7 protein-coding genes and 1 pseudogene are annotated in these 12,598 nt (G+C 68.9%); 4 read left to right on the top strand and 4 right to left on the bottom strand.

Annotation, left to right across the window (positions count from 1 at the left end):
- From I0Q12_RS14300 to dxs, 4 genes and pseudogenes are all read left to right on the top strand, one after another.
- A pseudogene (locus I0Q12_RS14300) lies at positions 1 to 174 on the top strand (class I SAM-dependent RNA methyltransferase); the annotation flags it as partial.
- Positions 175 to 300: 126 nt separating this feature from the next.
- Complete coding sequence (locus tag I0Q12_RS14295; RefSeq protein WP_197252540.1) at positions 301 to 762, top strand: MarR family winged helix-turn-helix transcriptional regulator; 462 nt, start codon at positions 301 to 303, stop codon at positions 760 to 762.
- Positions 762 to 2,336 carry an MDR family MFS transporter gene (locus tag I0Q12_RS14290; protein ID WP_231610645.1) on the top strand — a complete coding sequence of 525 codons (1,575 nt, stop codon included), beginning with the start codon at positions 762 to 764 and terminating at the stop codon, positions 2,334 to 2,336. Before I0Q12_RS14295 ends, I0Q12_RS14290 begins: the two co-directional genes overlap by 1 nt.
- Before the next feature lie 252 nt (positions 2,337 to 2,588).
- Entirely contained in the window at positions 2,589 to 4,523 is a 1,935-nt protein-coding gene (gene dxs, locus I0Q12_RS14285; protein WP_197252539.1) for a 1-deoxy-D-xylulose-5-phosphate synthase, read from the top strand.
- 114 nt (positions 4,524 to 4,637) lie between these two features.
- Here the strand turns inward: dxs and I0Q12_RS14280 are convergent, their stop codons facing one another.
- The 4 genes from I0Q12_RS14280 to I0Q12_RS14265 form a co-directional block, all read right to left on the bottom strand.
- Positions 4,638 to 6,077 carry a sugar porter family MFS transporter gene (locus I0Q12_RS14280; RefSeq protein ID WP_269437615.1) on the bottom strand — a complete coding sequence of 480 codons (1,440 nt, stop codon included), beginning with the start codon at positions 6,075 to 6,077 and terminating at the stop codon, positions 4,638 to 4,640.
- Positions 6,078 to 6,190: 113 nt separating this feature from the next.
- Entirely contained in the window at positions 6,191 to 8,302 is a 2,112-nt protein-coding gene (locus tag I0Q12_RS14275; RefSeq protein ID WP_197252537.1) for a 3-hydroxyacyl-CoA dehydrogenase NAD-binding domain-containing protein, read from the bottom strand.
- On the bottom strand, positions 8,303 to 9,523 hold the full coding sequence (locus I0Q12_RS14270) for a thiolase family protein (protein WP_197252536.1): 1,221 nt from the start codon (positions 9,521 to 9,523) through the stop codon (positions 8,303 to 8,305).
- A gap of 176 nt (positions 9,524 to 9,699) precedes the next feature.
- A complete protein-coding gene (locus I0Q12_RS14265) occupies positions 9,700 to 12,585 on the bottom strand; it encodes an FAD-binding and (Fe-S)-binding domain-containing protein (RefSeq protein WP_197252546.1) in 2,886 nt (961 codons plus the stop codon).
- Positions 12,586 to 12,598: the final 13 nt, after the last annotated feature.

Below are 12,598 nucleotides of genomic sequence, written 5' to 3'. Positions count from 1 at the left end.
ACGATCACCTCGGCGGGGCCGCAGCGGATCGTGCACATCGGATGCGATGCCGCGTCGTTCGGTCGCGACGTAGGCCTGTATCGATCGCACGGTTTCGAACTCGCCGATCTGCGGGTCTTCGCGGCGTTCCCGTCGACGCATCACGTGGAGTGCCTGGCGCTGTTCACGCGCTGACCGTCGTCCGACAATCCCGCACGGTGGCCCGTGCCGGGATTTGTCCGTTTTAGGGCTAATTGCTTGCAGCAATCAACTAACGTATAGTTGCATGACGCAAGCAATTGATTCGAACGGAGTAGACGGATGGCGGTTCCCACGGACACGGCAAGCGCCCTGGTCGACGTGATCTTCATGCTCGGCCGCACGGTCCGGACCGCACTGTCGCAGATCGACGAGGAAGCGCTGCCCGCCGCGTTGGTGGGGGTTCTCTTCCTGTTGTGGCGCTCCGGCGAATGCCGGCAGAACGAACTCGCCAGCGAGATGTGTGTGAGCCAGTCCGCCTTGAGCCGCCAGATCGGGGAGCTCGTCGAGCGGGGCTACATCGACCGGCATCCCGACCCGGACGACAAACGCGCCCACCGGGTGCGGGTGTCCGACACCGGTGTCGAGCTGCTGCGCGGGGTCCGGGACCGCCGCGCCGCGCGGCTGAAGGACGCACTCGCCGGCTGGGACGAAGCCGAGATGGACGACGCACTGCGGGTACTCGGCCGCCTCAACGACACGCTCGCACCCGTTCTCACCGATAACGCACGAAGGACCGCCTGATGACGCAAACGACACACGGAGCACCGGGGACACACCCGGGTGACTCGATGACACACCGGGAGATCCTCGAAGCCCTCGCCGGCCTTCTCGCCGCACTGTTCACCGCGATGCTCAGCAGCACCATCGTCGCGACGGCGCTGCCCACCATCATCGGCGACCTGCAGGGCAGCCAGACCCAGTACGCGTGGGTCATCACCACCGCCCTGCTTGCGAACGCCGCCAGCACCCCGATCTGGGGGAAGCTCGCCGACCTGTTCAACAAGAAGACGCTCGTGCAGTCCGCGATCGTCATCTTCGTCGCCGGTTCGCTGCTCGCCGGTGTCGCCCACAACGTGCCGGTGCTGCTCGCCGCCCGCGTCATCCAGGGCCTGGGCATGGGCGGTCTGACCGCGCTCGTCGTCGCGATCATCGGCACGATCATCTCGCCGCGCAACCGTGGCCGGTACTCCGGCTACATGGGTGCCGTCATGGCGGTGGCGATGTCCGGCGGTCCGATCCTCGGCGGCGTCATCGTCGACAGCCCCCTCGGCTGGCGCTGGTGCTTCTACGCGTGCGTGCCGATTGCGATGATCTCCCTGGTTCTGCTGCAGCGCACCCTGCACATCCCCACGGAACGCAAGAGCGACGTGCGCATCGACTGGCTCGGCGCGACCCTGCTCACCGCCGGCGTCAGTGTGCTGCTGGTCTGGGTCTCGTTCGCGGGCTCGAGCTTCGAGTGGCTCTCCACCGAATCGGCCCTGTACGTGATCGCCGGCGTCGCACTGCTCGTCGCCACCGTGATCGTCGAGTCCAAGGTCGCCGATCCGGTCGTTCCGCTGAAGATCATCACCGAACGCACCACCGGGCTGGCGGTCATCGCCTCCGTCGCCGTCGGTATCGGCCTGTTCGGTGCCACGACCTTCCTGGGTCAGTACTTCCAGACCGCGCGCGGCTTCAGCCCCACCGAGGCCGGCGTGCTGACCATCCCGATGGTCGCGGGCATGCTCGTCTCGTCGGTCGTCTCCGGTCAGCTGATCACTCGCTTCGGTGAGTGGAAGGCCTTCCTCATCGGAGGTGCCGTCCTGCAGTTCGCCGGCTTCGCGCTCCTGGGCACGATCGATCACGCCACCTCGCTGTGGCTGATCGGGGTGTACATCGCGATCGTGGGCCTCGGCACCGGCATGCTCATGCAGAACCTGGTGCTCGCCGTGCAGAACACCGTCAGCGTCCGCAACATCGGTGCGGCCAGCAGCTCGGTCGCGTTCTTCCGCACCTTCGGCGGTGCGATCGGCGTGTCCGTCCTCGGCTCCATTCTGGCCAGCCGGGTCGCCACCCTGTCGGCCGAGGGCTTCGCGAAGATGGGCATCGAGACCGGTTCGGGCGCCGGCGGCGGCAACCTCGACCTGGGCGCTCTGCCGGAGCCGGTCGCGGCGATCATCCGCGGCGCCTACGGGGACGCCACCGGCCTGCTGTTCCTGGTCGCCGCTGCCTTCGCGGTCGTGACTCTCGTCGCGGTGGTCCTCATCCCGAAGCGGCAGCTGCGCACCACCATCGACATGGTGCCGGAGGACAAGGAACCCGTCGCGGTGTCCTGATCCGCCGTCACGACAACCGCATCGAACGCCGTGCACTCCTGGTGCACGGCGTTCGGTCTGTGCGGAGCCGGGTGAACGATCCGTGGGCCTTTCTGTGAGGAACCTCACGATGGTCCCGCCGGTGAGGTCATAACCTCATGTGAGACCCGCCGTGAGGCCGGTGTGTGGGCGGAAGTGCTTCCGGTGCTCCGTAGACTGAGTGGAACTGCTCGCGCGCCACCGCGTGAGTCGAGCCGGAGGGAGCAAAACCAGTTGGGTGTCCTTTCCCGCATCCAGTCGCCCGACGACGTGCGGCGGCTCACGCCTGCCGAGGTCAAGGAGCTCGCCGGTGAGATCCGGCGGTTCCTCGTCGAGAAGGTTTCCGCGACCGGTGGTCACCTCGGCCCGAACCTCGGTGTCGTCGAACTGACCCTCGCCCTGCACCGCACCTTCGATTCGCCGCACGACCCGATCCTGTTCGACACCGGCCACCAGGCCTACGTCCACAAGATCCTCACCGGTCGCGCCGACGGATTCGACACGCTGCGCCAGAAGGGTGGCCTGTCGGGCTACCCCTGCCGCGCCGAGAGCGAACACGACTGGATCGAGTCCTCGCACGCGTCGGCGGCCCTGTCCTATGCGGACGGTCTCGCCAAGGCGTACGCACTCACCGGGCAGCGCGACCGGACCGTCGTCGCGGTCGTCGGCGACGGCGCCCTCACCGGTGGCATGTGCTGGGAAGCGCTCAACAACATCGCCGCCGGTAAGGATCGGTCGGTGGTCATCGTCGTCAACGACAACGGACGCTCCTATGCGCCGACCATCGGTGGTCTCGCCGACCACCTGGCGGCGCTGCGGATGCAGCCGGGCTACGAGAAACTTCTCGACAACGGCCGGCGCTTCGTGAAGAAGCTGCCGTGGGTCGGTCCGGCCGCCTACTCGGTGCTGCACGGGATGAAGGCCGGCATCAAGGATGCGATCAGCCCGCAGGTGATGTTCACGGATCTGGGCATCAAGTACCTCGGTCCCGTCGACGGGCACGACGAACCCGCCCTCGAGGGGGCCCTGCGCCGCGCCAAGGCGTACGGCGGACCGGTCCTCGTGCACGCGGTCACCCGGAAGGGCGCCGGCTACGCTCCGGCCGAGAACCATCTGGCCGACCAGATGCACGCGACCGGCGTCATGGATCCCCGCACCGGCCGGTCCACGTCGTCGACGTCGGTGCCGGACTGGACGTCGGTGTTCTCCGACGAACTCATCGCGCAGGCACAGGATCGGGACGACATCGTGGCGATCACCGCCGCTATGGCCGGGCCGACCGGGCTCGCCAAGTTCGGTGAACGGTTCCCGGACCGGATGTTCGACGTCGGAATCGCCGAGCAGCATGCGGTCACCTCCGCGGCGGGCCTGGCGCTGGGCGGCCTGCACCCGGTGGTCGCGGTGTACTCGACGTTCCTCAACCGCGCGTTCGATCAGTTGCTCATGGACGTGGCCCTGCACAAGCTGCCGGTCACCCTCGTGCTCGACCGGGCGGGTATCACCGGCTCCGACGGCGCCAGCCACAACGGCATGTGGGACTTCTCGCTGCTGGGAATCGTGCCCGGCATCCGCGTGGCCGCACCGCGTGACGGCGCGACCCTGCGCGAGGAACTCGGCGAGGCGCTCGCGGTCGACGACGGCCCGACCGCGCTGCGGTTCCCGAAGGGAGCGGTGGGCGAGGACATTCCGGCGCTCGAACGTCTCGACGGAACGGTCGACGTGCTGCGGATGCCGGACGGGCGCAGCGGCGACGTGCTGCTCGTTGCCGTCGGCGCGTTCGCCGGTCTGGCACTCGAGACCGCCGAACGCCTCGCGCAGCAGGGCATCACCGCAGCAGTCGTCGACCCGCGGTGGGTGCTGCCGGTCCCGGCCGCGGTGACCGAACTCGCCCGCAATTTCCGGGTCGTGGTGACCGTGGAGGACAGCGGCGTGCACGGAGGTGTCGGATCCGCGGTCGCGGCTGCGCTCAGCGACGCCGACGTCGACGTGCCCACCCGCGAACTGGGTGTGCCGCAACGGTTCCTCGAGCATGCCTCGCGCGGTCAGATCCACCAGGAACTCGGGTTGACCGCGCAGGACGTGGCCCGTCGCATCACCGGATGGGTCGCGGGACTCGACTCCGCCGACGCGGCGGAATCGGTCGAGGAACGCAACCGCGGCGTCGGCTGACCCACTGCTCCGCCGCCTCCGAATACGCCACCGCTCGTGCGTGTTTTCGGTAGCGGGCGCTACCGGAACCACGCACGAGCGCGGGGGGCTGCCGACCCGTCGCGCAGTGCTGCGTCAGGTGTGCATCTCCTCGAGTTCCATGCCCTTCGTCTCCGGGATCTTCGCCTTCACGAAGAAGAACGACAGCAGCGCGAAGAACGCGAACAGGCTGTAGAGGAACCACAACCCGACCGTGCCCGTCAGAGGCGGGAACGCCAGGGTGACAGTGAAATTCGCCAGCCAGTTCGCGGCCGTGCTCAAACCCAGAGCGACGGCGCGCATCCGGTTGGGGAACATCTCGCCGAGCATCACCCACATGATCGGGCCCCATGTCGCGGCGAAGAACACCACGAACATGTTGGCGCCCACGAGCGCGACCGGACCCCACGGGCTGGGCAGCTCGACGTTCTCGCCTTCGCCGATCGCCTGCGAGAAGGCGACGGCCGCGAGCACCAGGCTCACGAACATCCCGATCGAGCCGATCATGAGCAGGATCCGTCGTCCGATTCGGTCCACGAACAGGATCGCCACGAATGTCATCGCCACGTTGATCACCGACGTGATCACCGAGGTGGTGAAGGATTGGTTCTCGCTGAACCCCACCGACTTCCACAGTGTGGTCGAGTAGTAGAAGATCGCGTTGATGCCGACGAACTGCTGGAAGATCGCCATGATGATGCCGATCCACACCAGCGGCTGCAGGCCGAACCGCGGACCGCGGATGTCCCCGAACGAGCGCGTCGATTCGCGCCGGAGCGTCAGCCGGATCTCGTGCACGCGTTCGTTCGGCCGGAGCTCGCCGGTGATGTTCGCGAGGATGTCCGCGGCCTCCTGGTCCAGGTTCTTGCCGACGAGAAAGCGCGGTGACTCCGGAATCATCAGCGCCAGAATGCCGTACACGAGAGCGGGAACCACGCCGACGAGGAACATCCAGCGCCACGCCTCGAGGCCCCACCACAGATCGTTCGACGGGCCGCCGGCGGCGTTCTGCAACACCGCATCCGACAGCAGGGCCGCGAAGATGCCGATGGTGATGGCGAGCTGCTGCAGCGAGGCGAGCGCGCCGCGATAGCGGGCCGGTGCGATCTCGGAGATGTAGGTCGGTGCGATCACCGACGCGATGCCGATGCCGAGGCCGCCGATCACACGCCATAGCATCAGATCCGGAACACTGAACGCGTACCCGGAGCCGACCGACGAGATCACGAACAGTGCGGAGCCGAGCAGCATCACCTTCTTGCGGCCCCATCGGTCGGCGAGTTCCCCGGCGAACCAGGCGCCGACGGCGCAACCGAGCAGGGCGATGGCGACGGCGAAACCGGTGAAGAAGTCGCCGAGACCGAAGTTCTCCTGGATCGAGTCGACCGCCCCGTTGATGACCGAACTGTCGAAGCCGAACAGGAATCCGCCGACGGCCGCGGCGACCGTCACGGCGATGACCTTGGCTGCGTGCCCACCGGAGGGTTGCGTCATGGGGCACCTACTTTCGTCGGGCGTCGCTGCCGCGCTGTCCAATCCGAATCAACGCTACGCCGGAAGTGCCTGCTCGCACGGCCGTTTGTGCAACGACGGCGCATCACCGTGCGGTGATGCGCCGTCGTCGGGTGCCGGTTCGTCGAGGGCGGAGGTCAGCGGGGGACGCTGGCGACTCCCGGCTCGAGGAATCGCTTGCCGTTCACCGCTTCCGAGGTTCCGGTGCGGTCCAGGTACGGGGTGATGCCACCGTTCCAGAACGCGAAACCGCCACCGAGGATCAGGCACAGGTCGATGTCCTGGGGAGCCGCGACCACGCCCTCCTCGAGCATGATGCGGATCTCCTCGGCGAACGCGCGGCGGGTGCGGTCGAGCACCTCGTCGGCGGTGGAGGGCTTGTCACCCTGCGGCCACAGCGCGGCGACCTCGGGATCGACGACCTGGCCGTTCTCGCCGTAGGTCCACACGCCGGGCTTGCGGGCCTCGACGAGGGCCGACAGGCCGGCCGACGGCTTGAACCGATCCGGGTACGCCGCCTGCAGCGTCTCACCCGTGTGCAGGGCGATCGCCGGGCCGACGAGCGCGAGCAGCGTGAACGGGCTCATCGGCATGCCGAGCTCGGCCACCGCATTGTCCGCGACGTCGAACGGGGTGCCCTCGTCGACGGCGGCGATGACCTCGCCGAGCGTGCGGGTGACCAGGCGGTTGAACACGAAGCCCGGCTTGTCGCCGCACAGCACCGCCGACTTCTTCAGGGCCTTCGCGGTCGCGAACGCCGTCGCGAGGGTCGCGTCGTCGGTCTTGTCGCCCTTGATGACCTCGAGCAGCGGCAGGACCGCGACCGGGTTGAAGAAGTGGAAGCCCACGACCCGCTCCGGGTGCTGCAGATCCGACGCCATCTCCGTGATCGACAGCGACGAGGTGTTGGTCGCCAGGATCGTCTCGGGGGAGATGTGCTGCTCGAGCTCGGCGAACACGTTCTTCTTGACATCCATGTTCTCGAAGACGGCTTCGATGACGAAGTCGGTCTTCGCGAACGCGGCCTTGTCGAGCGAACCGGTCACCAGTGCCTTGAGGCGGTTGGCGGCGTCCGGGGACAGCCGGCCCTTGCCCAGCAGCTTGTCGATCTCGGTGTGGACGTAGCCGACACCCTTGTCGATGCGCTCCTGGTCGATGTCGGTGAGGATCACCGGGACCTGGAGCTGCTTGACGAACAGCAGCGCGAGCTGGCTGGCCATCAGGCCCGCGCCGACGATGCCGACGCCGGTGATCTTGCGGGCCAGCGACTTGTCCGGGGCTCCGGCCGGGCGCTTGGCGCGCTTGTTGACCAGGTCGAACGCGTACAGGCCGGCACGCAGTTCGTCGGAGAGCAGCAGGTCCGCCAGCGCTTCGTCCTCGGCGGCGAAACCGGCCGCGAGGGACGCCGCGTCGGAGATGTCGGTGCCGCGGGCGGTCTCGAGCAGCTCGATCGCCTTTGCCGGAGCCGGGGCGAAGCCGCGGGTCTTGCCGTCGACGAGCGCCTTGGCGCGGGCGATCGCGGCATCCCAGCCGGCGCCGCGGTCGATCCCCGGGCGGGCCGGGGTGATCTCGCCGGCCAGGACCTTCGCGGCCCAGGCGAGGGACTGCTCGAGGAAGTCCGCGGATCCGAGGACGATGTCCGCGTAGCCGAGGTCGGCGGCCTGCTTCGCCTTGATGGTGCGGCCGTTGTTGAGCGGGTTCTCCAGGATCAGCGTGACCGCGGCGTCCGGGCCGACGATGTTCGGCAGCAGCTGGGTGCCGCCCCACGCCGGGACGAGGCCGAGCATGGTCTCGGGCAGGCCGAGGGCCGGCACGTTGTCGGCGACGGTGCGGTAGTGGCAGTGCAGACCCACCTCGAGGCCGCCGCCGAGGGCGAGGCCGTTGACGAACGCGAAGGTCGGGACCTCGGAGGTGCGCAGGCGGCCGAACACCCGATGGCCGAGCTGCCCGAGTTCGAGGCCCTGCTCCCGGGTGGTCACGGCGGGCACACCCTTGAGGTCCGCACCCGCGGCGAAGATGAACGGCTTGCCGGTGACGGCGATCGCGGCGGGGTTCGCGGCGAAGGCCTCGTCGAGCGCGGCGTCGAACGCGAGCAGACCCTTCGGGCCGAACGAGTTCGGCTTGGTGTGATCGAAACCGTTGTCGAGGGTGATCAGCGCGACCTTGCCCTCGATACCGGGAACGGACACCAGCTTCGTGTACGCGTTGGTGACTACCTCGTCGGCGAAAGCATCGATTATTGCGGTCATTTACTTCTCTCCCGCCCGGTAGTCGGCGTGGTTGGGGTTCTCCCAGATGACGGTGCCGCCCATGCCGAGGCCGATGCACATGGTGGTCAGGCCGTAGCGGACGTCCGGGTTCTGCGCGAACTGGCGGGAGAGCTGGGTCATCAGGCGCACACCCGAGGAGGCGAGCGGGTGGCCGCAGGCGATGGCGCCGCCCCACTGGTTGACGCGCGGGTCGTCGTCGGCGATGCCGAAGTGCTCGAGGAACGCGAGGACCTGCACGGCGAACGCCTCGTTGATCTCGAACAGGCCGATGTCCTCGATCTTCAGACCGGTCCGGGCGAGCACCTTCTCGGTCGCGGGGACCGGGCCGATGCCCATGACGGCGGGATCGACACCCTGGAACGCGAAGCCGACCATCCGCATACCGACGGGCAGGCCCAGTTCGGCGGCGGTGTCCTCACCGGCCAGGATGCACGCGGTCGCGCCGTCGTTGAGACCGGCGGCGTTGCCTGCGGTGATCCGGCCCGCGGTGCGGAACGGCGTCTTGAGCTGGGCGAGGTCCTCGACGGTGGTGCCGGGGCGCGGCGGCTCGTCCTCGGTGGCCAGGCCCCAGCCGTTCGCCGACCGGGTGGCGACGGGCGTGATGGTGTCGGCGATGAAGCCGGCCTTCTTCGCGGCGTCGTACTTGTTCTGCGACGCGACGGCGTAGGCGTCGGTGCGCTCCTTGGTGATCGACGGGAACCGGTCGTGCAGGTTCTCGGCGGTGTTGCCCATGACCAGCGCGGACGGGTCGACCAGGCGGTCCGCGAGGAAGCGCGGGTTCGGGTCCGCGCCCTCACCCATCGGGTGGCGGCCCATGTGCTCGACGCCACCGGCGACGACGACGTCGTACTGGCCGAAGCCGATGCCCGACGCGGTGGTGGTCACGGCGGTCATCGCGCCGGCACACATGCGGTCGATCGCGAAACCGGGAACGGTCTCGGGCAGACCCGCAAGGATCGCCGAGGTGCGGCCGATGGTCAGGCCCTGGTCACCGGTCTGGGTCGTGGCCGCGATCGCGACCTCGTCGACGCGCTCCGGCGGCAGCTGCGGGTTGCGGCGCAGAAGCTCGCGGATCGCCTTGACGACCAGGTCGTCGGCGCGGGTTTCGGCGTAGATGCCCTTCGCCCCGGCCTTGCCGAAGGGGGTGCGGATGCCGTCGACGAACACGACGCCGCGTTGCGTTGAGGTGGTTGGAGCCACGCTGATTCCTCCTGATGGAGCGATGCTCTCGTCTCGTCGCAGTCCGCGACGAGCGGTGGGTTCCGGCCGTGGAAGGTCCGACGCATGAGAGCCTACCCGACGTTACCGCTGAGTAACTTATCACCTTCGGCGCAGGTGGGAGACGCGGTTGCGCGGTTGTGATCCCATGGTGTCGATCACGTGTCCGAGCCCCGTCGGACCGCGGCGGCGAGCAGCTGTGCGGCGTGCTGCGGGGTCACGGAGGGCAGCAGGTCACGAATCTGTGTACGGCAGCTGAACCCGTCCGCCAGGATCGTCGTCCCCGGATCGGCCGCCCGGATCGCAGGCAGCAACTTGTCCTCGGCGCACGCGACCGACACCTCGTAGTGGCCGGCTTCGAATCCGAAGTTCCCGGCGAGCCCGCAGCAGCCGGCGTCGAGAACAGTGGTGTCCACACCCGCGTGGTCCAGCACCGTTGCGTCGTCGCGGTAGCCCATCACCGCGTGCTGGTGGCAGTGCGGCTGAATCAGCGCCGACATCCCGAGTGTGTGCGGCGGGCGCCAATCCGGCACCCTCGCCTGCAGCAATTCCCCGAGGGTGAACGTCTGCGCCGCCAGCCGCCGGGCGTCCTCGTTGCCGGGCATCAACTCGGGCAGATCCGACCGGAACACCGCCGCGCAACTCGGCTCGAGCACCACGACGGGAGTGCCGGAACGCAGGACCGGAGCGAGCAGCCGCAGGGTACGGGTGAGCACCTTCTGCGCGACCGCGAGCTGTCCCGTCGAGATCCACGTCAGGCCGCAGCAGGCGAACTCCTCGGGCACCTCGACCGCGAATCCTGCGGCTTCGAGCACCGTCACGGCGTCCCGGGCGATGTCCGGCTCGAAGTTGTCGGTGAACGTGTCCGGCCACAACACCACCGGCCCGTGCACTCGGTGCGGCGGCGGGGGCTCGCGCCGTCGCCACCACTGCGTGAACCGCTGCCGGGCGAACCGCGGGAGAGTTCGCCGAGGGTCGATGCCCCCGGCCCGGGCGAGCAGCGGCGACAACCCACGCGCGTGGGCGGCGGCGTTGACCACGGAGGGGGCCGCCGAGGCGACCCGGGCCAGCACCGGCAGCCAGCCCATCGAATAGTGCGCGCGGGGACGCACCCGGCCGCGGTAGTGGTGGAACAGGAACTCGGCCTTGTAGGTGGCCATGTCGACGTTGACGGGGCAGTCCGAGAGGCAGCCCTTGCAGGCCAGGCACAGATCGAGCGCGTCCCGGACCGCCTCCGAGCGCCATCCGTCCGTGATGACCTCGCCGTTGAGCATCTCGAACAGCAGCCGGGCGCGACCGCGGGTGGAGTGCTCCTCCTCGCCGGTGGCCCGGTAGCTCGGGCACATCACCCCGGACTCGTGACCGCGGCACTTGCCCACGCCCACACACCGCGCGGCGGCGCGCGAGAAGCGGTGGTCGTCGTCCGGGAACCCGAACCGGGTCGCGGGTTCGAGCGGCAGGTACGCGGAACCCTGGCGCAGGTTCTCGTCGAGCCGGTAGGGCGCGACGATCTTGCCGGGATTCATCCGGTTACCGGGATCGAACAGGTTCTTGAGCTCCCCGAACGCCGTGACCAGCCGGTCGCCGAACATGATCGGCAACAGCTCTCCGCGGGACTGGCCGTCGCCGTGTTCCCCGGACAGCGACCCGCCGTATCCGACGACCAGGTGTGCGGCCTCCTCCACGAAACGGCGGTAGCGTGCGACGCCGGGCGCGGTATGCAGATCGAAGGGGATGCGGGTGTGCACGCACCCGTGGCCGAAGTGCCCGTACAACGAGGCGGTGCCGTAGTCGTACCGGTCGAGCAGATCCCGGAAGTCCCGCAGATAGTCGCCGAGACGCTCCGGGGGGACCGCCGCGTCCTCCCAGCCTTCGTGGGTCTCCGGCCCGTCCGGGGGATAGGCGGTGGCGCCGAGTCCCGCCTCGCGCGCGGCCCACACCTTCTTCTCGAGGGCCGGGTCGTCGAGCACGCGCGTCGACGCCGACCTGTCGCGTTCCAGGTGCGCGATCATCGCGCGGGCCCGCTCGTCCGACTCGTCGGTGCTGTCGCCGGTGAACCGCGCCAGCAGCCACGCGGATCCCTCCGGCAGTTCGGCGAGCGCCTTCTCGGCGAGGCGCTTGCTGTGCTCGAGCGTGACGAGCCGGTGGTCGATGCCCTCGAGTGCGGCTGGATCGTGTTCGAGTACGAGGGGCACCGCGTCCGCGGCCTCGACGATGTCGCCGAATCCGGCGACGACGAGCGTCTCGGCGGCCGGGACCGCAACGAGATCCAGTTCGGCGCGCAACACCGTGACCAGGGTGCTCTCCGAGCCGGTGAGCAATCCCGCCACGTGGAAACCGTTCTCCGGCAACAGTGAATCGAGGTTGTAGCCGGACACGCGCCGCGGAATCCGTGGGTAGCGGGCGCGGATCTCGTCGGCGTACGAGTCGCGCAACCGGCGCAGCCCCCGGTAGATCTCGGCGCGCCGGCCCCCGGCGGCAACGATCCGGTCGAACTCGTCGTCGTCGGTGGCTCCGACCCACATCCGCAACCCGTCGTGGGTGAGCACCTCGAGGCGACGCACCGAATCGACGGTCTTGCCGTACGCCTGGGCCGTCGAACCGCACGAGTTGTTGCCGATCATGCCGCCGATGGTGCAACTCACGTGCGTCGAGGGCTTCGGACCGAACATCAGGCCGTCCGGGTCGAGCTTGTTGTTGAGGACGTCGAGCGCGATGCCGGGTTCGACCTGCACGGTGCCGGCGTCGGCGTCCACCGACAGCACGCGGTGGCAGTACTTGGTCCAGTCGAGCACCACCGCGGTGTTGCAGCACTGACCGGCCAGGCTGGTGCCGCCACCGCGGGAGAGCACCGGCACGTCGCGTTCGTGGCACACCGCGACCGCGGCGACCGCGGCTTCCGGGGTCCGGGGCACCACCACACCGATGGGCACCTGACGGTAGTTCGAGGCGTCGGTCGAGTACGCGGCGCGCGAACCGGGGTCGAACCGGACCTCGCCGTCGACGCGGTCCCGCAGGTCCTGCTCGAGCGCGGCGAACGGCAGTGTGGACCGGTGG

Source organism: Rhodococcus sp. CX, from assembly GCF_015865005.1.
Classification (GTDB): domain Bacteria; phylum Actinomycetota; class Actinomycetes; order Mycobacteriales; family Mycobacteriaceae; genus Rhodococcus.
The sequence above is the reverse complement of the archived record's forward strand: the minus strand, read 5'-3'. Positions and strand labels throughout refer to the sequence as shown.